At 53.6% G+C, this 22,981-nt stretch carries 12 protein-coding genes and 1 pseudogene; 11 read left to right on the top strand and 2 right to left on the bottom strand.

Going from position 1 to position 22,981, the window contains the following annotated elements; genetic code table 11:
• Positions 1-87: 87 nt before the first annotated feature.
• From atpG to VN24_RS28120, 3 genes are read left to right on the top strand one after another with little or no spacing between them, the layout of a single operon-like run.
• The gene (atpG, locus tag VN24_RS08240; protein WP_045669994.1) at positions 88-975 is read left to right on the top strand and encodes an ATP synthase F1 subunit gamma; all 888 of its coding nucleotides are present in this window, start codon (positions 88-90) and stop codon (positions 973-975) included.
• Positions 976-1,001: 26 nt separating this feature from the next.
• Entirely contained in the window at positions 1,002-2,405 is a 1,404-nt protein-coding gene (gene atpD / locus VN24_RS08235) for a F0F1 ATP synthase subunit beta (protein WP_045669993.1), read from the top strand.
• A gap of 24 nt (positions 2,406-2,429) precedes the next feature.
• Positions 2,430-2,831 (top strand): F0F1 ATP synthase subunit epsilon, encoded by a 402-nt coding sequence (locus tag VN24_RS28120; RefSeq protein WP_238590864.1) that lies wholly within the window; start codon positions 2,430-2,432, stop codon positions 2,829-2,831.
• Positions 2,832-2,951: 120 nt separating this feature from the next.
• Here VN24_RS28120 and VN24_RS28700 read toward each other — a convergent pair.
• Positions 2,952-4,532, bottom strand: a pseudogene (locus VN24_RS28700) (sensor histidine kinase); the annotation flags it as partial.
• Between the two features lie 478 nt (positions 4,533-5,010).
• On the bottom strand, positions 5,011-5,724 hold the full coding sequence (locus VN24_RS08225) for a response regulator transcription factor (protein WP_045669991.1): 714 nt from the start codon (positions 5,722-5,724) through the stop codon (positions 5,011-5,013).
• A gap of 298 nt (positions 5,725-6,022) precedes the next feature.
• On the opposite strand from VN24_RS08225, the gene VN24_RS08220 reads away from it, so the two are divergent.
• The 8 genes from VN24_RS08220 (at position 6,023) to VN24_RS08190 (ending at position 22,584) form a co-directional block, all read left to right on the top strand.
• Positions 6,023-8,125, top strand: coding sequence for a copper amine oxidase (locus VN24_RS08220; RefSeq protein ID WP_052702859.1), 2,103 nt, complete (start codon positions 6,023-6,025; stop codon positions 8,123-8,125).
• Between the two features lie 200 nt (positions 8,126-8,325).
• Positions 8,326-9,123 carry a tyrosine-protein phosphatase gene (locus tag VN24_RS08215; RefSeq protein WP_045669990.1) on the top strand — a complete coding sequence of 266 codons (798 nt, stop codon included), beginning with the start codon at positions 8,326-8,328 and terminating at the stop codon, positions 9,121-9,123.
• Positions 9,124-9,704: 581 nt separating this feature from the next.
• Positions 9,705-16,511: an S-layer homology domain-containing protein gene (locus VN24_RS08210; RefSeq protein WP_052702858.1), complete on the top strand. Its 6,807-nt coding sequence runs from the start codon at positions 9,705-9,707 to the stop codon at positions 16,509-16,511.
• A 108-nt stretch (positions 16,512-16,619) separates the two neighbouring features.
• Positions 16,620-17,819, top strand: a complete 1,200-nt coding sequence (locus tag VN24_RS08205) for a HupE/UreJ family protein (protein ID WP_045669989.1) — start codon at positions 16,620-16,622, stop codon at positions 17,817-17,819.
• Between the two features lie 417 nt (positions 17,820-18,236).
• Positions 18,237-18,677, top strand: a complete 441-nt coding sequence (locus VN24_RS26250) for a NuoL/Nad5 family protein (protein WP_052702857.1) — start codon at positions 18,237-18,239, stop codon at positions 18,675-18,677.
• Between the two features lie 17 nt (positions 18,678-18,694).
• Complete coding sequence (locus VN24_RS08200; protein WP_052702856.1) at positions 18,695-20,266, top strand: NADH-quinone oxidoreductase subunit 5 family protein; 1,572 nt, start codon at positions 18,695-18,697, stop codon at positions 20,264-20,266.
• Positions 20,266-21,888 (top strand): complex I subunit 4 family protein, encoded by a 1,623-nt coding sequence (locus VN24_RS08195; RefSeq protein ID WP_045669988.1) that lies wholly within the window; start codon positions 20,266-20,268, stop codon positions 21,886-21,888. Before VN24_RS08200 ends, VN24_RS08195 begins: the two co-directional genes overlap by 1 nt.
• Before the next feature lie 3 nt (positions 21,889-21,891).
• Positions 21,892-22,584, top strand: coding sequence for a proton-conducting transporter transmembrane domain-containing protein (locus VN24_RS08190; RefSeq protein ID WP_052702855.1), 693 nt, complete (start codon positions 21,892-21,894; stop codon positions 22,582-22,584).
• Positions 22,585-22,981 lie beyond the last annotated feature (397 nt).

Genomic DNA, 22,981 nt, shown 5'->3' with positions numbered 1-22,981 from the left:
TAATGCCGTCCGGTCTCTCGTTTAGAGGCCGGCGGTCCTGCTACAATTACCAGGTCCGAACCGGGCAACAAAGGCGGGTGAACAAGAATGGCAACAAACATGCGCGATATTAAGCGTGAAATCAAGAGCAAGCAGAATACGAAGCAGATCACGAAGGCGATGGAAATGGTGGCGGCATCCCGTCTCCGCCGGGCTCAGCAGGCTGCCGAAGCGGCCCGTCCGTATGCCGACAAGCTGAAAGAAGTCGTGGCGAACATCGCGGCCGGCACCAAGGGCGTCAAGCATCCGATGCTGGAATCGCGTCCGATCCGCAAAACCGGCTATCTGGTCATCACCTCGGACCGCGGATTGGCCGGCGGCTACAACGCCAACGTGCTCCGCAAAGTGACGCAGACGATTCGCGAGAAGCATAAGTCAAGCGACGAGTACGTGCTGTTTGTTATCGGCCGCAAAGGGCGGGATTATTTCCAGCGCCGCAGCATGCCGATTGCAGAAGAAGTTACGGGTCTGCCGGATTCGCCTACTTTCGCGGATATTAAGTCGATCGCGAAAACGGCCGTGCAGATGTTTGAGAACGAAGCGTACGACGAGCTTTACCTTTACTATAACGAATTTGTCAATGCAATTACGCAGATTCCTGTCGAAAAGCGTCTGCTTCCGCTGGATGAAACGGCCGGCCTGAATGAGGCTGCCTCGCCAACCGGCGCATCTGCAATTGCCGAATACGAATATGAGCCTTCGGCGGAAGGCGTACTCGAAATTTTGCTGCCGAAATATGCCGAAACGCTCATTTACAGCGCGCTGCTGGACGGAAAGGCGAGCGAATTCGGCGCCCGGATGACAGCGATGGGCAATGCGACAAAAAATGCCACCAAAATGATTTCTCAGCTTACGCTTACGTATAACCGCGCCCGTCAGGCGGCGATTACCCAGGAAATATCGGAAATTGTCGCAGGCGCGAACGCTCAAAGCTAAACATGAAGGAACCAGGAGGGAAAACCATGAATAAAGGACGCGTTATTTCCGTCATGGGCCCCGTTGTCGATGTTGAATTCGAACGCGGCCAACTGCCGGACATTTTGAACGCGATCAAGATCGACTACAAAGGGCAAGAGGGCGGATTTGATGTCAACCTGACGCTCGAAGTTGCGGTCCATCTCGGCGACAATACGGTGCGTGCCGTAGCAATGAGCTCCACCGACGGTCTTGTTCGCGGCGCGGAAGCTCTCGATACCGGAGCTCCGATTACGATTCCGGTCGGCGCGCCGACGCTGGGACGGGTATTCAACGTGCTGGGCGAACCGATCGACAATGCGGGAATCGCGGTTTCGGAAGTGAACCTGCCGATTCACCGTCAAGCGCCTCAATTCGACGAATTGTCGACGCAGGCGGAAATTCTCGAAACGGGCATTAAAGTTATCGACCTGCTTGCTCCTTATGCCAAAGGCGGTAAAATCGGCCTGTTCGGCGGCGCCGGCGTAGGCAAAACGGTAACGATTCAGGAACTGATCAACAACATCGCCCAAGAGCACGGCGGTATTTCCGTATTCGCCGGCGTTGGCGAGCGTACCCGTGAAGGGAACGACCTGTACCACGAGATGAAAGATTCCGGCGTACTGCCGAAAACCGCGATGGTGTTCGGACAGATGAACGAGCCGCCGGGTGCGCGCCAGCGCGTTGCCCTGACCGGTCTGACGATGGCGGAATATTTCCGCGATGAAGAAGGCCGCGATGTGCTTCTGTTCATCGACAACATCTTCCGCTTCACGCAAGCGGGCTCCGAAGTATCGGCTCTTCTCGGCCGTATGCCTTCGGCGGTAGGTTACCAGCCGACGCTGGCAACCGAGATGGGTCAGCTTCAAGAGCGCATCACATCGACGAAAAAAGGTTCCGTTACGTCCATTCAGGCGATCTACGTGCCTGCGGATGACTACACCGACCCGGCTCCGGCTACGACGTTCGCCCACTTGGACGCAACGACAAACCTGGAGCGTAAAATTTCCGAGAAAGGCATTTTCCCTGCCGTTGACCCGCTGGCTTCGTCCTCGCGGATTTTGGCTCCGGAAATTCTCGGCGAAGAGCACTACAATGTCGCTCAAAGCGTAAAGAAAATTTTGCAGCGCTACAAAGAGCTTCAAGATATTATTGCGATTCTCGGTATGGACGAGCTGACCGAGGACGACAAACTGACCGTTGCCCGCGCACGGAAAATCGAACGTTTCCTGTCCCAGCCGTTCCACGTTGCGGAACAGTTTACGGGCATCAAAGGCAAGTACGTGCCGGTTAAAGAAACGGTCCGCAGCTTCAAAGAAATCCTGGACGGCAAGCACGATGAGCTGCCGGAAGCGGCGTTCATGTACGTCGGTACGATTGAAGAAGCGGTGGAGAAAGCCAAAACGCTGTAATAGCGAAAGGCGGGAGGTATCCACATGAGCACTCTTTTACTGGAAGTTGTGACGCCGGAGCGTAAAGTGTACGCCGAAGATGTGAACATGGTGATCGTCAAAGGTTCAGAGGGGGAGCTTGGCATACTGCCAAACCATATCCCGCTCGTTACGCCGCTGAAGATCGCTCCTGTCCGTGTCAAGAAGAGCGGCAAGGAAGACATCATCGCCGTTAGCGGCGGTTTCGTTGAAGTGCGCAAGGATAAGGTCGTTATCTTGGCCGAAAGCGCGGAGCTGGCGGCAGATATCGATCTTGACCGTGCTGTGCTTGCCAAGCAGCGCGCCGAGCAGCGCCTGGAAGGCAAGCAGCATGACATCGATGTTCGCCGCGCCGAGCTTGCGCTGCAGCGCGCGAATAACCGTATTTACGTCAAGGAGCAGCAATAAGGTAGCGCTTAAGGAAAAGAAGCTTCCGATCGACCGCTTTTGAAGCGGGATTGGAAGCTTCTTTTTTTCATTAACGCGTTGACGCTTGTAATTCTTTATTTCATGCGAGACCGGAATAGAAACCGAGAACATAGAGCCCCCGTGCGGACTAGGGTCAATCCATATTTTTCCTCTATGAAGAGTGACGATTTCGCGCGCTATCGACAGGCCGAGCCCGCTGCCGGATATTTTGCTGTTGCGCGATTTGTCGACGCGATAGAAGGAATCGAATACATAGGGCAGCGATGTGGTTGGAATTCCGATCCCGCTGTTCGCGACGCTGAATACGACATCATTTGCGACTCGTCGTACGTCAGTGCGGATTTCCGAACCTTCCGGGGAATATTTGCGTGCGTTGTCCAATAAATTATCGATCACCCGCATCAGCATATCCGGATCGGCATAAAGGGGGCCAAGCCGATCGCAGATCGTAACCATCAGCCTCCGGTTCTCCAGCCCCAGCGATGATTGCCATTCATGTAAATAGCGGACAAAAAATTCATCGGCATTGATAGGTCGGAGCTTTGGCTGGATTTGACCCGTTTCAAGCTGTCCCAAGTCATTCAAGTTTTTGACGAGCCGGTTGATCGCAAGTATCCGGTCCTGCACTCTCCGCAAATAATCCGTAGCATGAGAGGCGGCGATGGTGCCGTCTAGTATCGCATCGATATATCCATTCACGAGCGTTAAGGGCGTTTTAATATCGTGTGATATATTCATATACAGATTATTGCGCCATTTCTCCATTCGCAGCAGCTCATTGACCCGTAATTGAAGCTCCTCGTTAATTTCTTTCAATTGCACGGTCCGGTGCTCGACTTTCCGTTCGAGCTCCCCGTTGAGAAGAGTCTGCTCCTCGATCAGTTCCTTTATTTTGGCAGACATCCGGTTAAAAGCCTGGAGCAGAGACGTAAATTCCTGCGCCCCGTCATTTTGCAGCTCCGCAAAATTGCCTTTGCCGATATCCGCGAATGCGTGGCTGAGCTTCTTTAACGGCAATGAAATGCGGGACCACAGAAAAATCGAAATCACGACACTGATCAAAATCGCGACAACCGATAACAGCGAAATCTGCTGCAGCAGATCGGAACTGGTGGCGGCCATCAGCTTTTCGGAAGAAGCCGTTACCGGCTGCAGCAGCTCATCCCTTGGAATGACATAGCCGAGCAGCCAACCGGTGGACGGAATCGTTTTGCCGAACAGAAGCTTGTCCACGCCGCCAACCGTAACCGTCCTGCCGTTTCGCGCAGGCGGCTGAAAACCATCCTGCAGAACGACGCCAATCTCGTTGCGGCCCTGGGATTGAACAGCGATCAGACCGCCTTTCCGGTCGAGCAGAAAAGCATACGCTTTTTTGCTTTTGAAGCGCGTATCCATCATATTCTGGACGAACTTGTCGATCGTCACATCAGCGGCGACAATTCCTCTTAGCCGGTCTTCGTTGTCAAAGACGGGTGCGGTTGCCGTAAACATCCATCCAAGAGGCGTAGTCATATCGTAATAAGGTTCCGTCCAGGCAACCCGGTTATCATGAACCCCGATTGATAATGCATCGGTATAAAAGGAGTAGGAGGTCAGCGGCCGCGGGTTTTGCTGTACCGCGTTGAGTGCGCTGTACAAAGGGTAATCATAGCTCCCCGATTTCGGATGAATGTAGTACATGACAGCAATATTGCGATTGCGGTCCACTTCTTGCTTGAAGATCGGGAACAGTGCCTTGCTCCTGGCGAGGTCCTCCAACTGCCCGAGATCGGGTTTATCCGCTCCTGGTATGACAACCGAACCTTGGTTATCGTTCTCGGCTTCACGGTAAACGTTTTTGCTCCGGTCGTACACCATAGTCAGCGGGGTTATGGAACCGGAAGCGGAGAAAACGTGTTCCGCTAATGATCGGGCCAGCTGGACGACAATTTCGACCTTTTGCATTTCCAAATCGATGGAATTGACCTGTTCTTCGAGATAGGTGCTGTACACATGGGTGAAATTGGATTCCAGCATCTGCGTTTCGTTTACCGAAAAGGCGTTGAACTGAAGGCGGGTCGTATGCCATACCATGACACCGATGCCGAGCAGCGGAATGATGGATGCCATCAGAATCAGCAGCAGCAGCTGCATGGCAAACGTTTTCGGCCGCGGCAGCTTAAATCGTACGGGCTGCTTCATTGAACTTGTACCCCGTCCCCCTTACAGTAACGAGTCGTTGCGGTTTGGCGGGATCCTTTTCGATTTTTTTACGCAGATTGCCGACATGAACCTGGAGCGTCTTCGTCTCCACTTCGTTCTCCATACCCCAAATGTTGAGCAGCAGCTGATCGAAGGACAATACCTGTTTCGAGTTAAGCATGAAATATGACAGCAGCTGATATTCCTTGGCGGAGAGCTCGATTTTTTCCCCATCCACATAAACCTCATGCGAGTCCAAATGGACTTGTAGCGATTTCGAAGAGAGAATCGACTTGGATTTGACAGTCAGTCGATGCAACTGCATTTGACTGCGTCTTAAATGGGCTTTGATTCGTGCGACAAGCTCAGGCGGACTGAACGGTTTGCTGAGATAATCGTCTCCGCCGACACTTAAGCCGACCACTTTGTCGAGCTCGGTATCCCTGCAGGAGAGAAACATAATCGGTGCCGTTGTCATCGTCCGCAGCTGCCGGCACAGTTCATAACCATCCAAATCGGGAAGAAAGACATCCAGCACGATTAAATCCGGTTCAAGCTCTTCCACGAATTGAAGCGCCTGGGCGCCGTTCATGCTGACATGGTAGCGGTAACCTTCCTTTTGCAAATACATCCCCAATAATCCGCCAATTTCCATTTCGTCATCTACGATGAGGATCATTTCACCGGCCATTCATTGGTCACCTCATTTCCACTAATAAATTCAGTTCTATGTACTGTTATCTAATATATAAGTGCCCAATCGAAATGACAAGAAATATGTCATAAAAATATAACGCATATGGTATTGAAGTTTGGGAAGATCAAAACAATGGCCGAGTTTATTTGATTTTTGCTCTATTTTTACCTGATCTGAGCGGAATCTTTACCTTTGACAACTACAATGAGTTACATGGTTGTTGCGAGGCTTGCGCTTGGGTGAACATAGCTGACGCAGCCCTCAATCTATTTTATACATTGGAGGAATCGATATGAAAAGAAAAAAAGCGGTAAAAACTTTGTTTGCCGCTGCCGTATTGCTTACTACGACCGGTATCGGATGGAACGCCGGTTCCTCTGAAACACTATTCGGAGGCGTAGCCGCAGCCAGCTTCGCCCAGGTTAATACCGTCCCTTATCATCCGCTTAACCCGCTGACTGCAGATGAATTGAATTCCGCAGCATGGATAGTGAAAGGCTCCGGCAAGCTGAAAGCAGATATGCGTTTTACCGAAATTAAAGTCAAGGAGCCGGAGAAGTCTAAAGTCTGGGCCTGGAACGATTTGAGTGCGGAACAGAAGAAAAACAAGAAAAACCGGCTGTCCCGTCAAGCGGAATTTGTTGTTGTCCAGGGGCGCCAAGTATTTGAAGGTAGTGTCGATCTCAACAGCAAAAAACTGCTGGCGTGGAAGGAAGTCAAGCAAGGCCAGCCGATGTATACGGACGAGGAGTACGAACTGGCCGAGAAGCTTACGATGGAAAGCAAGGAATTTCGGGCCGCTCTGATTAAACGGGGAATTACCGACTTAAGCAAGGTGAAGGTCGACCAATTAGAAGCCGGATATTACGGGGACGAAGACACGCATCCCAGCAAGCGGCTGATGAAGCTGAGCTTTTACTTGATGACGAAGGATAACAACCATTATGCCCACCCGATTGAAGGTTTGATCGTGACCGTCGATCTCGGAGCCAAAAAAGTGGACAAAGTCGATGAGTCAGGCGTTATCCCGGTTCCGATGGAAGATCACGGCTATGTCAAGGGTGATCCGGGCAATATGCGGCAGCCGGCCAAGCCGATTTACATTTCGCAGCCGAAAGGCGTCAATTACAGCATTAACGGAAACGAAATCAGTTGGCAGAACTTCAAGTTTCATCTTCGCTTCGATCCGCGGGTCGGCCCGATTATCTCGACTTTGACCTATAACGATCATGGCAAGGTCCGCAAAATAATGTACAGCGGATCATTCGGCGGTATGACGGTTCCGTACGGCGATCCATCGGACAGCTGGTACTTCCGGGCGTATATGGACTCGGGCTCCTACGGAATGGGCAAACTGGGCCGGCCGCTCGTGAAAGGTGCAGATACGCCGGACAATGTGACGTTTATTGACGCTATTCTGAATGACGATTTAGGCAAGCCGTACACGTCTCCGAAAGTGATGGGCATGTTCGAGCGGTATGCCGATATGGACTGGACGCATGCTTCAGGCGATAAAGTGGAGAGCAGAGCGCGCATGGAGCTTGTCCTTCGCTATATTTCGACCATCGGCAACTATGACTATATTATAGATTGGGTATTCCAGCAGAACGGCAATATTAAAATTAATGCCGGCGCAGCGGGTCTGGAAGCGGTCAAGGCGACGAAACGGACGAACATTCATGACACCGGCAAAGACCACTACCACGACAGCAAGAGCGTGGATACGCGCAACGGAACACTTCTGGATGAGCATATAATCGGTACTTATCACCAGCACATTTACAATTTCCGTCTGGATATGGACATTGACGGCATCAAAAACTCCGTGCTCGAGCTTCAGCCGAAAACCGTACCGGTCGAAAACAAACGCCGCACGAGCGAAATTGTACTGGATGAAAAAGTATACAAAACCGAGCAGGATGCCAAACAGAAATTCAAAGCGGACAAAATTGTGCTCATTACGAACCAAACGAAAGAAAACAGCCAAGGATACTGGACAGGCTACCAAATTATTGCGAACGCCGGCGGAACGCATCCGTTTGCGGAAGACTTGCTGGCCGCAGATGACGACTACATCTCTAAGCGTGTCGGTTTTGCGAAAAACCACCTGTGGGTAACGCCTTTCAGTCAGCAGGAAATCTATCCGGAAGGCAAGTATGTGAACCAGAATCCGGTCGATACCGGTCTTGGAGCATGGACGGAACAAAACCGCAGCATTTATCAGGCCGACGACGTCGTGTGGGTGACGACAGGAACAACCCATATTCCGCGTGCCGAAGAGTGGCCGATGATGTCGACGGAGTGGGTATCGACTATGCTCAAACCGTTCAATTTCTTCAACGAAACCCCTACGCTCGATTTGCCGAAATCGCCGTACGATAAGAACGATAAGTAAAACGAAATCAGTGGCATAATTCGATTCCGATCCAGGGCGCCCCCTCATGTTGCAGGGGTGCCCTTGTTGCATTGGATGAATCCGGAAATTGTATATATTGCCTTAGCCTTAACCTGAACGAACCGCTACACCGCCGCACGCTCCATATGGTATGATGATGGAAAGAAATATCACAACGCAGCAGAAAGCAGGTGCTCGTTATGATCGACATGCATACGCATATTTTGCCCGGCGTGGATGACGGGGCGGAGGATTGGGAGCAGGCGGAAGCGCTGGCGCGAGCGGCGGCGGCCGAAGGAATTACGGATATCATCGCCACGCCGCATCATGAGGACGGCAAGTTCTGGAATCCGCACGAAGAGGTACTGGGGCATGTGCAGCAGCTTAATGCGCGGCTGCAGGAAGCCGGTATCGCGATTCGGATTCATAAGGGACAGGAAATCCGGGTTCACAAGGAGCTGCTGGCTAATTTGGAGAAACGGGAGCTGGCGACGCTGGCGGGCACTTCATACCTGCTGCTGGAAATGCCAAGCGGCGAAATACCGAAGCAGATGGGCGACCTCATTTATGAGCTCAATCTGATGAACCTGCGGCCGGTCATCGCGCACCCCGAGCGGAATGCGGAGGTCGTTCGTTCGCCTGACAAACTTCAGGAACTGATCGACATCGGAGCTTACGGGCAAGTGACGACGCATTCGCTGCTGGGCGGATTCGGGCGCGGCATCGAGAAGGCGGCCTGGTCGCTATGCCGTAACGGTCTCATTCATTTGGTGTCATCGGACGCCCACCAATTGAAATGGCGCGGTTTCCGCTTAAAGGAAGCGTATGAGCAAATCTCGGAACGAATGGGGGACAATCAGGCCGCTTATTATAGAGGCAATGCGGCCCGGCTGCTGCGCGACGAGGAACTGCTTCCCGCGCAGCCTGCAGCCGATACGGCAGCAGGCCAGAGCGGCTGGGGCCGTCTGCGCGGCTGGCTGCAGCGGGGCGGCGGGTAAAAAAGTGATTTAAACCGTCATAGTCTATGCGATTAAATGAAAAAGAGTCTTGCCGAAACGGTTTCGTTTCAGCAAGACTCTTTTTTTTAGATCATAGAATTTAAAAATTTTCGGGCGAGAGCGGGTCTCCCGCCTCATTTTTGTTATGGCCACGGGGTTTGGTCAACCTCTGACGTTGGGTGAGTCTTCGAGCAGTGAACGTCAGCGAGCGACTTCTGAAACGGACCTAAAGAATCGTAAAACCGTTATTTCAGGAATCATTCGACTTCTTGAGCGATAACGAACCCTAAAAACATTATTTCATCAAAAAACAACCCAAACGAGTCGATATGAATCGAATAGTGGCTCTACGATTCGTTAGAGCTTGGAAGAGGTTCAATATGCACAAATAACGATGACTCGGTTCGTAAGCCATACGAGTGGTTTTCTCATTTTTCATAAGTTATCCAATATTCCCCACATCTCAACAATTTCTTAATAATGGGTTAACATACCAATTACATTTTTTAACTACTATGTTTGAAGTGCCAATTTGTAATGGTTTGCACAATTGGAAGAATAATAGAGGGGTGTGCAACGAGTTGAAATTGAAAATTTGGAAACGTTGGGTGCTGATGTGCACGGTAAGCTGCTTGTTATTCAGCTTGCTCGTACCTGGCTTAAAGGTAGCCAACGCGGATGCTCCACAAATTGATTACACGAAAGTACCGGAGCTTCTCATTACCGAGCTTGTTCCCGACAGCTCGAACGTGCCGAACTTTTCCCCCGCAACAGACGCCTTCGAGTTTATCGAAGTGTACAACAATTCCAGCCAGCCTGTAAACCTGAAAGACTATCAATTAGTCTACCATTACGGTACGACCGATAACGTTTGGACTGCTGTCTCAGGAGGGGAAGTTTTTGTTGCGCCGCAGCAATCGATCGTCCTGTGGGTCATGAACAGCAACAATACGAGCCAAACGGCTGAGGCATTCAACGCCAACTACGGCACGAGCCTTCAGGAAAATGTCGACCTGTTCCGCGTGAGCGGCGGCGGCGGTATGGCCAACGGCAGTGCGAGAGACCTAATCTTTAAAGACAGCTCGGGGAATATTGTCGTTTCGGCTTCTTACCAAACCGACGAACAGACGCAGAAGGATAAAGGAATTTTTTACTCCTATTCGGTTGATGGAAGCACGGCCATGTCGATGATCACGACGGGAGCGATGGCGGCCGGCCTTTCGGCAGCTACGCCGGGAACGTTGGATGCTTCGCAGATCCCGTTGCATCCTTCGGATTACATCGCGCCGCCTCAGCAATCCGATCTGCAGATTGGGCATACGCCTGCCGCAGAGGCGCCCGACAATCAGGATGTTGCGATTGCCGCTACGGTCACGGGCAGCACTTATACGGTCACGGCCTCCGTATATTACAAAACGGACATCCAAATGGACTATGCTTTTACAGCGATGAATCCAGCGGACGGCAGCACGTTCATTGGATCGATCCCACACCTGGCGCTTGCCGCAGGGAATTCGCTGCAATATTATATTCAGGCGCTTGACGGCAGCTATTCAACGGTCAATACGAATATATATACCGTACCAATCCGGAAAACAGCCGTTGAACCGGCAGAGCTTTCGCTGCTCATTACCGAGCTTGTGCCCGACAGTTCGAACGTACCGAACTATTCCCCTGCAACAGACGGTTACGAGTTTATTGAAGTTTACAATAACACGAACGATCCGGTGAACTTCAAAGACTTCTCGCTTTATTACCGTAACGGCAGCACCGACACGTTATGGCCGGTTCAGTATACGGGAGACGTAACGATTCCGGCTCATGAACCGATCGTACTTTGGGTTATTAACAACGCAAATCTAGGTGCAACGGAACAGGATTTCAACAACAATTTCAACACTTCACTTGTCGAGAATACGAATCTTTTCCGCGTGAGCGGCGGAGGCATGGCAAATGGCGGTCCGCGCGACTTGCTCATTAAGAGCAGCAGCGGCAAAGAGATCGTGAAAGCTTCTTATCAGAACGATAGCCAAACCGAACCGAATAAGGGCATCTTTTATCAATATCCGGCCGGAACGGGTCATGATATGACGATGATGGACAACCCGGGTACGATTCCAGCGACTCCAGGCTCCGTGGATGAAGCGCAAGTTGTGCCAAAGGTACCGAACCCAACACTTGTCATCAACCACACGCCGGTTCCGCAGGCATCGAAAAATGCGGACCTCACGTTAACGGCTGCGATCACCGATCCTGAAATGGCGGCGGACGATACCGTGACGGCGTCGGTCTATTACAAAACAAGCTCCCAGCAGTTTTTCAGCTTTGTGCCTATGACGACAGACGGCAATTCTTATCAAGGGGTCGTGCCGAAAAGCGCATTCCGCGAGCCGGGGCTGCAGTACTACATTGCTGCCAAAGACAAGAACAATAACGTAAAGACCGACTTGTATAACGTTGCGCTCGACGTAACGCCGGACGAAACGAAAGCTCCGCCGATGCTCATTACCGAGCTTGTTCCCGACAGCAATAACGTGATAACTTCGGACGACGGGGAGTTTATCGAGGTTTATAACAATACCGATCAAACGATTCAATTCAAAGACTATAAAATTTACTACCGTTATCCGGATTCTGGTACGGCTGCCGACGTGATTTGGGCGTCCGACCGCGAGGATTTGCAAATCGAAGCCGGAAAAACGATGGTGTTCTGGGTCATCAACAGCGGCAACTCCGGTCAAAGCGTTGCCGATTTCAATGCGGCCTACAATACGAATCTTGTCGAAAATAAAGATATCGTTAAAGTTTACGCGGACGGCATGGCGAACGGATCCAAGCGCGGCGTCGCCGTCGGAACGAATACGCACGAGGACATCGTGTCCGCTTACTATGACGGATCGGTTCAATCGGTTTCCCTTGACGGAAAGGTCATTAAAGAGGTAGCAGCCGGCAAAGGCATCTATTACAAGTATCCGTCCGACGGAATCGCGACGATGCTGAAATACAGCGTCGGCACGAAAAATGCCACTCCGGGAACGGTGGAGGCGGAACAGCTGCCTTCGCAGCCGATCCATTTGCCGGAAGACAGCGTGGAGCCTACAATCGCCGACCATACGGGCAAAACGGAAGTAAGCCAGTCCGACAAGCTTGAATTGCTTGCGGACGTAAAGGACGACAAGCGGATTTTATCGGTGTCCGCCTATTACAAATCGGATCTGAATACCGTATATACGAAACGGAATTTGACTCCGGATTTCAACGATACGATGTACCATCAGCTGCTGACAATACCGGATCTGCTCGGCAAGAAATATATCGACTATTATTTCGAAGCGTCCGACGGCACGCATACGGTCACGTCTCCGGTGACGCGCGTCTCCATTAAGGAAGGCGGCAGCCGCGCTCCGCTTCGCTTAAACGTGAAGGACGGCGACGTTCTGTCGGGCACCAGCGTCCTTAAAGGAACGGCGGAAAATGCCGGACCGGATACGCTGCAGCTGAAGATCGACGGCATGTTGATCGATGATACGTATCACGCGCTCGAAAACGAAGCTTACTTCGCTTTCGAGGCCAATGACGTCAATTATTACTTCAAAAACGCGGTTACGATGGGTCAAGAGATTTTGTATACGTTCATGGATCCGATCACCACGTATACGACGCTTTCCTATCCGATCGAGGCCGACCGCCTGAAAGAAGGCTCGAACCTGATCGCCATCCGCGCCGGCACCAAAACCGGACCGTTCGATGAACGTCCGGAGGAAAACAAGGACGATTTCAAAGTCCGCAACGTGCGGCTTGTCCTTACCGACGGAACCGTTATTTACGACCCGCTTTACGCAGAGCAGCTGAAAGTGCTGAAAATCGGCGATTCGGGAGACACGAACCGGTATTTCGAGTTTAATTTCAACATTCCGGCCGATCGGCTCCATTCCAAAGCTTACAACTGGAGCACGAATGAGGCTGCGGACGGGGAACATACGGTTGAGCTTACAGCAGCTGACAACAGCAAAGTAACGGCGAAAGTAATCGTCGACAACACCGCTCCTACTGTTAATGCAACTGTGACGGAAGGCGAGACCTATCGCGGAGAATTCACGATCGATGCGGCGATTACCGACGCCTTGGCCGGTGTTGCTTCGACTACCGTTACGCTTGACGGCGCGGAGATCACGCTTCCATATGCGACTTCTTCAGGCGCGCTTGCCGGCGGCGAGCACACTCTCGTTATTACGGCAAAGGATAAGGTCGGCAATACGGCGGAGAAAACGATCAAGTTTAACGTGCCGAACGAGAATCCGGACAGCCCCGAGCTGGTAAGTCCGTGGAACGGCGCTGCCGTGACGGATTCCAGCGTCAACCTTTCGGTAAAAGTAAAAGATCCGACGAATGATGCGCTGGATGTCTCGTTTTTCAAAGGATTTAAATATGATGCGAACAGCAAGACCGGTTTTACCGGCTTCCAGGGTCAATCGGACATTGAGCCTCCGAAGCAGATTCAGACGGACGGCGAGACGGAGATGAATGCAAGTGATTATCAACAAATTAGCGCTGCCGACGGCCAATATCTAAAGAATGATTCAACGACGAAGTTCCCATACCACCGCTTCGACATCAAGCTGGACAGCTCGGTGAAGGAGACGGACATTGTGGACATCACCTGGCAAGGAAAATCGCTCAATGAGCGTCAGGTCAGCCTATACGCGTGGCAGCCTGCAAGCGGGCAATGGCAAATGCTCGACACGATTGTGGCGGGAGTTTCGGATTTCACGCTGAAGGCAATGGTTAATGCCGGAGACTTTAATTCAAACGGCACCATTCATGTCATGGTTCAGGATCAAATTGCTTCGAACCAGGGCGACCCTCCTGCGAAGGAGGACCCATACGAATATACATTTGTATGGATGTCCGACACCCAATATTATTCTGCGAGCTACCCGTGGATTTATGAAGGGAACACGCAGTGGATTGCCGACCATCAGCAGGAGCTGAATATTAAATATGTCATTCATACCGGCGATATTGTCGACAACGCCGAAGAGGAATATCAATGGGACAATGCCAATAAAGCGATGAAAACGCTGGAAGACGCCAAAATTCCTTACGGCGTGCTGGCGGGCAACCACGATGTGAGCCATCAAACCGGCGATTACACGAACTATTACAAGCACTACGGCGACCACCGCTTTAAGGATCAGCCGACTTTTGGAGGCTCGTACAAAAATAACCGGGGCCACTACGACTTGATCTCTGCAGGAGGTACCGATTTCATCATTGTTTATATGGGCTGGGGCATCAACAATGAAGATATCGATTGGATGCAGAAAGTCGTTTCCGAGCACCCGGACCGCAAAGCGATCTTGTGCTTCCATGAATATATGCTGGTGTCCAACAATCGGGCTCCGATTGCGGAAAAGGTTTTTGAGCGCGTTGTGAAGCCGAATAAAAACGTCATTGCGGCGCTGAGCGGACATTACCACGACGCCGAGACGCTGATCGACAAAATCGATGACGATGGAGACGGCGTGCCGGACCGCGAAGTGTACCAGATGCTGGCCGATTATCAAGGCGCGCCGGAAGGCGGTCTGGGTTATATCCGCCTGATGCAATTCGATCCGCAGACGAACAAGATTCATATGAAGTCGTATTCGCCTTATTTGAACGATTATAACTTTTACGATCCGAAGGAATTTCCGGACAAAGACGAGTACGATATGAATGTGGACTTGAATCCGATGCTCAAACGGGTGGAAACGGACTATTTCGGCGCTAGAGTATACACCGACCAGTTTATCGGCCAGGCCGAAAACGTGCCGAGCGGACAGCAGGCATCGGCAATGTGGAGCGGTCTCGAATCAAACAAATATTATGAGTGGTTCGCTCTCGCTCATGACGATTACAGCGGCATCACGTTGTCCGATATTTGGGGCTTTGCGACGGGCGAGATCAATCCGGGGAACCCGAATCCGGGGAATCCGGGTCCGGAGAATCCGAATCCGGGGAATCCGAGCCCGGGGAACCCGAATCCAGGGAATCCGAATCCAGGGAATCCGAATCCGGAGAATCCGAATCCAGGGAATCCGAATCCAGGGAATCCGAATCCGGAGAACCCGAATCCGGAGAATCCCAATCCGGGGAATCCGAGCCCGGGGAATCCGAGCCCGGGGAATCCGAGCCCGAGCAATCCGAGCTCTTCCGCTTCGGGAGACAGTTCCGGAACGGTTCGTACAGGCAATGCATTAACGGTCACGTCCCGGACAGACGGAACGTTCGCGCTCGGTGGCGCCGACTTGAAGGCGGCTGTTGCGCAAGCTGTGTCGGGTCAGGTTGAAATCAAGCTGAACGCTGCAGCAGGCGGCGGAGCGAACGCTACTTTGCAGCTGAACGGAGAAGGAATCAGCCAGGCGCAGCAAAGCGGCGTTACGCTCAAAATCGTTACGCCGCAGGCTACGATCGAAATGCCGGCCGGCGCTTTGCCGAACGGCCTCAGCAGTTCCGACTCGATCGTGCTAAGCATTGATACGAGACCAAACGGAACCGGACAGAACGAGATTTCGGGATTAATCGCAAATGACAGCGGCTATCGTTCAACCGGACGTATCTACAATTTGAACCTAACGCTGATTCAAGGCAATAAAGAAACGGCAATTCATACGTTAGCCAAACCGGTTACGATCCGCCAGACGCTTTCCGCCGATCAGCTTTCCGGAATCGATAAGGAATACGCGGGAGTCTACTATTTGAACAACGGGAAGCTCGAATATGTCGGAGGATCGTTCGAGGGCAATGAGCTTGTGTTTACGACGGGCCATTTCTCCACCTTCACGCTGCTGGAATACCGGAAAAATTTTGCCGACATGAAAGGAAACTGGGCGAACAGCTACGTGCAGAAGCTTGCGGCCAAGCATATTGTGACCGGGCTGGACGACACGAGGTATGCGCCGAATCAGGCGGTAACCCGCGCCGACTTCGCGATATTGGCCGTCAGGGCGCTCGGTTACGACAAGCCGCAGGGCGCATCGAACTTCAAGGATGTACCAGCGGGCGCCTATTTCGCTGGTTATGTGGCCAAAGCGGCTGAGCTCGGCCTGATCAAAGGTGAAGGCGGCAGCTACCGTCCGCAAAGCAACATAACACGGGAAGAAGCGATGGTCATTCTGATCCGCGCATATGAGGCGAAGACCGGAGCGAAAGCTCCACATACAACCGGTTCCGTACCGTTCGCGGACATGAAGGACGCTTCCTCCTGGGCGCTACAAGCGATCGGAGCGGGACAATCGCTCGGACTTGTGAGCGGCAAGGAAGGCAATCGTTTCGATCCGAAAGATCAAGTGACGCGCGCCGAAATTGCCAAAATGATTTACGGGCTGTTGAACACGAAAGCTTAAATAAAGAAACCTCCAGTTCCGGGTTATACGACGGTTCTGGAGGTTCTTTACTGCCGTGAAGGACCTGCATATGAAATGTCTGATGAGAAAGAAGAGTGAAACTTCCCTATGCGGATTGGATTTTTGAAAAAAGGCGTTCATCTTATTTTTACATTAGCGGCTGCTGCAGCCGTACTGTTGTTCACTTTGCCGGGCGCAGCAGGGGCGCATGCGACTCCTTATGCTTACTCCGACATCGAGGTGGGAACGGATACGCTTCAGTATCATCTTTCTTTTGCGGAACATGACCTGATGAAAATTTTACCGGCCGATAAGGATGGAGACGGAAAGTTAAGCGACAGCGAGCTGTCCGCCTCACTGAAAGAAATTGCCTACCTGGTGGACGACAATTTGATCGTGACCGGGAACGGGAAGCTTGCCGCAGGCGTCGTCAATGGAGCCAAACATGAGAAAAGGGCCAGCATGGAGATGATCGGGATCGACATCTTCTATCAATTTCCGTCGCCTGTGAAAATGTATCTTGTCCAGTATAACTTTCTTTGGTACAGCGGCGCCGACCCGAATCACATCAACTACGCGACGATTGATGTCGGCGGACAGACGATCCAGCAAATGCTCGGAAGCCAGAACTATATTGTGCAAATCCAAGGACCGTCCGCTTCGGCGGCTGAAAATCAAAACGATCGTGCGGAGCGGCCGTCGTCTTTTTCCTCGTCGGGACAGACGGCTTCACCGTTGCAAACGGCGTCTTCCGTACCTTTGCAAACGCTGCTCGACTACACCGTGATGGGAATGGAGCACATTTGGGCCGGAATCGACCATATGCTGTTTATGCTCGGTCTGCTGCTCGCTTCCAATCGCAAATCATGGGAAATCGTCAAGCTGATTTCGGCATTTACCGTCGGCCATTGCATTACGCTCGTATTGTCTTCGCTGGAAGTCGCCTACCTTTCTCCGAAAATCGTCGAGCCGCTCATTGCGCTCAGCATTGTTTACGTCGCGGTTGAAAATATTTGGCGAAAAAAGGAGAGCCGGCGCTGGATCGTCACCTTATTGTTCGGTCTCGTGCACGGCTTCGGATTCGCCGAGGTGTTAAGAGGCACGCTGTCCGGAAATATGGCGCTTCCTCTGTTCTCGTTCAACCTTGGCGTCGAAATCGGCCAGTTGGCCGTCGTGGCGGTGTGCCTGCCGCTGCTCTGGGCTTTAAGCCGGATACCGGTAAAAATGAACTGGGTCAACTACGGTTCCGGCATTATCGGCTGCTTCGGATTGATTTGGTTTATCGAGCGGATCGGTTTGTTCAGATAAGACCGTCCGCACGGTTTGGGGATACTTTAGAATGGGCTTGTTTGGTACGGCAGCCTGCCGGGTAAGCACGCCTCGGGCGGCCCGTCTCTCTGCATGGCAGAGGGGCGGGCCGTTTGTGCTGCCTTTCGCGATAAGCGTCATAGACGAAGCGGGACCCTTTTGCTATAATTGGAAAGAATTTCGGGCAATGCGCGCGGGCTTTGGCTGCGCACCCCAATCCATCCGAAAGCGAGGTTGACTGCGTCATGATAAGCATGAACTTTGCGGTCCGGAATCGGATAAGCCCTCTACATACGGAAATTTGTTGGCCGCCGCTTGCCGCAAGCTCGGCTTTTTTGCATGGATGAACCGGTTTGGCGCACCCCGCAGCGGGCATAATTGACTTGACAGTTAACATTCAAGGAGGAGACGTATCGGATGGAAATCCTGCCGCAGGCGGCCTGGCTCGTTCCCGCATTCCACCTGGCGGCTTTCGCGCTGCTGACTGCACTTGGCAGAAGCCTCAGACGCGGAAGCGCGTGGATAGGCGGTTTGTTTTCGCTTGCTTCTTTTATAATGGCGCTTGCCGTACTGGGCGGCCGGTTGAACGGTACTGCGGAGAATTATAACGGACGCTTTGAATGGATGCGCATCGGCAATGAACCGCTCCGTGTGGGGTATGAGGTGACCAATCTGACGTCGCTTATGCTGGTCATTATTACGGCCGTCGGACTTCTCGTCAGCATTTATGCGGCCGGATCGATGCAGCAGGATGAGCGGATTACCGTTTTTTACGGCTATATGGCGCTGCTTCAATTCGCGACGACGGGTCTGGCAATCGCGGATAATGCGCTGACATTTTATTTTTTTGGGCAGTAGCGGGAATCGGGACGTTTTTGCTGATCGGATTTTGGTATGCAAGTGAGGAGTCGAAAAAGGCGGCGTTAAAAGCGTTTATTATCGCCCGTGTCGGAGACTCGGCACTGCTTGCCGCATTAGCGCTGCTGTTCCTTTATATGCCCGACCGGACGCTCGACTTTGTGAATATTCAAAATGTGTTCCAGAACGGCGGAGAAGCTGCGGCACCGGCCATAACGACCGCGATTGGGCTGCTCCTTATATTGGCGGCCGCCGGGATAACGGCGCAGTTTCCCTTTCACGGATGGCTTCCTGATGCGGCGCGGACGCCGCTGGCGGCTATTGCGCTCATTCAAGGAGTGGGCATGCCGGCACTCGGCGTATACCTGCTTGTCCGTATGATGCCGCTGCTGGAAGACTCTCATGGGGCTATGGTTACGCTCTCATGGGTAGGCGGAATATCGGCGCTGCTTGCCGCAATCGTTGCAGCGGTTCAGCGGGATATCCGGCGCGTTCTGGCTTATTCGACAATTAGCCAAATGGGGCATATGTTGATGGCGCTTGGGCTGGGCGCACAGACGGGGGCCATCTTCTATTTGCTGACCCATGCCTTGTTCAAGCCGCTGCTGCTGCTCGCGGCAGGCAATGTGATCAGCGCCGCGAAGACCGCCGATATTTATGAAATGGGCGGCCTCGGGCGGCGCATGCCGGTGACCGCCTGGACATTCGGAATCGGGGGGCTGGCAATGGCGGGGATTCCGCCGCTTGCCGGCTTTTGGTCGAGGGACGCGATTGCGTCTGTGGCGATGGATGCGAGCACGCCTTTGTTTTTGGCCGGAACCGGCGCCGCATTTTGCACGGCGCTCTATTTGACGCGCTTGTATTTTGTTGTGTTTGCCGGCCCGATGCGGGAATCAGCGGCTCTGCAGGGTTCCGTACCGGCGGTTCCGCAGGCTCCCGCCACGGCCAAGCCGCCGGTACAGCCAATCAAGTCTCCGGCGCAGCCGGCCAAGCCGCCGGCACATTCGGTCAAAACTCCGGCGCTGCCGTCAGCGGCCTCCGCCGCCGGTTCCGCTCCGGGTAAGCCGGGCTTTCCGGCCGCGATGAAGCTGCCGCTGGCGGCGCTGGCGCTGCTGATCCTACCGGTCGGCCTGCTGGAAACGCCGTGGAGCGGCAGGCTCGGCACTTGGCTGAGCGGAGTATACGAAGCGCCTCACGGCGGCGTAAACGCGATGATCGTCTCGGTTGCGGCATCGGCGCTCGGCATTTATTTAGGATGGCTCATCTATATGAAGGGCACTGTGCGGCTGCGCAGGGATGAGATACCATCACGCGCGGCTTGGGTTGTTCCAATGCTGGAGCAAGGGTTTTATATCGATGCAGCGATCAGAATCGTTATCGTGCGCCCGCTGCTGGGGCTTGGACGGCTGCTGCACCGGTTCGACTCCATGGCAGTCGAAGGCGCGGGCGCTTTGACGGCGGAAAGTGCTTTCGCTGCTGGAGGGCTGCTTCACCGCCTGCTCGGGCGCAGAGGTCCCGTTTACGGATTTCTGGCGGTTATCGCGTTCATTATGATTGCGGCCGCTCTTGCCGGAAGGAGGTTCTGGTAATGTCCCCCGAGTGGCCCTTTTTAACGCTAATTGTCGTCCTGCCGCTGCTTGGAGCCGCTGCCGTGCTGCTTATGCCGCGTGCCTTAAGCCGCTATGTGCAGCTTGTTGGAATTGCCGCCGCTTTTCCGCCGCTTCTGCTCGCCGCGTGGATATATGGAAACTACAGCCTGCTTCCCGGCAGCGCCCCTTTCAGGGAGCAGGCGGTATGGATCCGCATTCCGCTTCCTTATGACACGTTTACTTCGGCGGCCTCTTTTGCGCTCGATCTTCAGTATCATCTTGCGATAGACGGCCTGTCGCTGCCGCTCGTCCTGCTCACTGCGGTCGTTGCAGCGTCCGCCGCGCTCGGTTCGATTTATATCAAAAAACGGGTTAAAACGTTTTACAGCTCGTTTCTTATCGTAGAAAGCGGACTGTTCGGCGCGCTGCTGGCGCGGGATGTCATTTTGTTTATCGTTTTTCTGGAAATTACGGCGGCAGCGATGTTTTTTCTGATCGGAATTTGGGGCTCCGCGAACCGCGAGAGGTCGGCACGCCGCTATTTGCTGGCAAACGGCGCGGGATCGGCGCTGCTGCTGCTGGCGTTTACGTTAATGGTTGCGGCCGCGGGTTTGTCAATCGAACAAACGGAACAAGGTACCCAGCTGACCTACAGCGGCAGTTATGATGTCATCGCCGGGCATCTGTCCGCTTCCGGCCCGTATGCCAATTTTTCGGACGGAATGTCCGGTGTGCCCCAGCCGTTGCAGCTGACGGAGCCGCTCCGATGGACGATTTTTTTGCTCGTGCTGGCTGGATTCGGGCTAAGCATGCCTGTTTTTCCATTTCATTCCTGGATGATAAAGGCGCATGAGGAAGCCGCGTCTCCGGCTGCGATGCTGCTGTCGGGCGCGCTGCTGCAGGTTGGCGGTTACGGCTTGCTTCGCTACGGAGTGGCGCTGTTTCCGGAGCAGTTGGGACAGGCAGGGACATGGGTTGCCTTCGCCGGCATCGTGCAGCTGTTCTACGGCGGGCTGCTCGCGCTCATCCAGCGCGATTTGCGAAGGCTGCTTGCATACGCCTCTTTCAGCCAGACCGGATTGGTGCTGCTCGGCATCGCCTCGATGGATGAAATCGGCCTGCAGGGGGCGGTATTTCAGCTCGTGTCGCAAGGGCTTATTATGACGCTTCTGTTTCTCATTGCCGCCGGCTTGCAGGAGAGAACCGGAACCGTGCAGCTGTCCGAGCTTGGCGGTCTGGCCCGTCCGCTGCCGTTCATGTGCGGCATTTTGCTCGCGGCCGCGCTGGCATATGCCGGCGTACCGGGATTGGCGGGCTTTCCCGGAAAGCTGCTGCCGCTGCTCGGACTGTTCGGCGTCATGAAGGGTGCGGCGGCTGCAGCTGTTGCAGGTATTATTGTCTGCGCCGTCTGCATGCTGCGCGGAGTGACGAGCGTAAGCTACGGTGCGGTAGCTGAAAAAAATGCGGCCCTAAAGGACGCACGGTTCATTGAAGCCGTCCCGATGATTGCGCTGCTGGCGCTCGTCGTGCTGCTCGGCCTATATCCGTCAACGGTAACGGATGTGATGCAGCACGCGTTCGACGGGCTGCTGGATCAGGTAAATGCGAAGGTGGAGGGGTAAACGATGGCCGCATTAGAGTCGATATCCGCCGTCAACTGGCATCCTGCCGTCTTTGCGGCCGCAGCCGCCGCAATGGGGGCCGGAACGCTGGCGGCGCTGCGCGAACAGCGGCTGCACATGCTGCTGCTGCTTGGGGCGCTGATCCACGCCGGTTACTTGCTGATCCCGGTCGGTCACGCTTTGCAGCCTGCGAAGGCGGGCCACTTCGGGGAGTGGCCGATTGTTCTCGCCGCTTACTTGCTGGCAGCGGGCGGAATGGTTGCCGCCATTTCCGCCGCCGGACGGGATGAACGAACGGTCGTCACGGTGAAGTCGCTGGCGGGAATGTACCACCGCGCCCCGTGGACGGCTGCGGCGCTGCTGCTGTTTCTGCTGTCGCTTGCGGGGATGCCGCTAACGGCAGGGTTCGCCGCAAGATGGCTCGTCATGATGGATGCGGCCGCGGCGGGCGCGTACTGGCTCGCTGCGGTCGCGGCCGTCAGCGGAGTAATCGCGTGCAGGTCGTATTTTGGCATCGTAACCGAGATGTATATGCATGCCGCCGATGAGGAAGCCCCGGTGCGGATTCCGTTGTTCACCGGCTTGGTCATCTGGCTGTGCGCGGCGGGCACCGTCGTGCTCGGCATTATCCCCCATCGCATCATCGGATGGCTGAGCGTCCTGTTCGGAAGCCGGGCGGACACTTTGATCTTCTGAAAGCAGCCGCTGCAGAGCGGTTGTCATTTGTGCCGGATGCGATCTCATAGCCTGCAGGAAAGCACTTGAATGAAGCATATTCGAGTGCTTTTTTGCGCTGCCGGCGAACATCGTCGGCTCCCGGCGTTTGACTAGTCGAACGAACCTGAAAAACCGTCACCATTACGGGTTGTTCTGGATGCTAACGGAAGCAGTTGACGTTATTCAGCTTATTTTGCTCGATTTGACCTACTAGGACGTAAGTCCCTTATTGAATGTTAATAAAGGAAACCGCCCCTTTACGGGCGAATTTGTATAGGAGCGGGTAACAAAACAATGAGATCCGCGAACAATGGGAACGAGTCAGAATGGAGATTCGGATTCGGATCGCGAAAAATGCCGAGGCACCTTTAGGTCG

It is taken from the genome of Paenibacillus beijingensis, from assembly GCF_000961095.1.
In the GTDB taxonomy this organism is placed as follows: Bacteria; Bacillota; Bacilli; order Paenibacillales; family Paenibacillaceae; genus Paenibacillus_O; species Paenibacillus_O beijingensis.
This window is presented reverse-complemented; position numbering and strand designations above follow the sequence as displayed.

Excerpts from the sequence above, each read along its gene's own strand:
- VN24_RS08195 (WP_045669988.1), top strand. The coding sequence starts at position 20,266 with ATGTCCCCCGAGTGGCCCTTTTTAACGCTAATTGTCGTCCTGCCGCTG.
- VN24_RS28120 (WP_238590864.1), top strand. The coding sequence starts at position 2,430 with ATGAGCACTCTTTTACTGGAAGTTGTGACGCCGGAGCGTAAAGTGTAC.
- atpG (WP_045669994.1), top strand. The coding sequence starts at position 88 with ATGGCAACAAACATGCGCGATATTAAGCGTGAAATCAAGAGCAAGCAG.
- VN24_RS08220 (WP_052702859.1), top strand. The coding sequence starts at position 6,023 with ATGAAAAGAAAAAAAGCGGTAAAAACTTTGTTTGCCGCTGCCGTATTG.
- VN24_RS08215 (WP_045669990.1), top strand. The coding sequence starts at position 8,326 with ATGATCGACATGCATACGCATATTTTGCCCGGCGTGGATGACGGGGCG.
- VN24_RS08225 (WP_045669991.1), bottom strand. The coding sequence starts at position 5,724 with ATGGCCGGTGAAATGATCCTCATCGTAGATGACGAAATGGAAATTGGC.
- VN24_RS08190 (WP_052702855.1), top strand. The coding sequence starts at position 21,892 with ATGGCCGCATTAGAGTCGATATCCGCCGTCAACTGGCATCCTGCCGTC.
- atpD (WP_045669993.1), top strand. The coding sequence starts at position 1,002 with ATGAATAAAGGACGCGTTATTTCCGTCATGGGCCCCGTTGTCGATGTT.
- VN24_RS08205 (WP_045669989.1), top strand. The coding sequence starts at position 16,620 with ATGCGGATTGGATTTTTGAAAAAAGGCGTTCATCTTATTTTTACATTA.
- VN24_RS26250 (WP_052702857.1), top strand. The coding sequence starts at position 18,237 with ATGGAAATCCTGCCGCAGGCGGCCTGGCTCGTTCCCGCATTCCACCTG.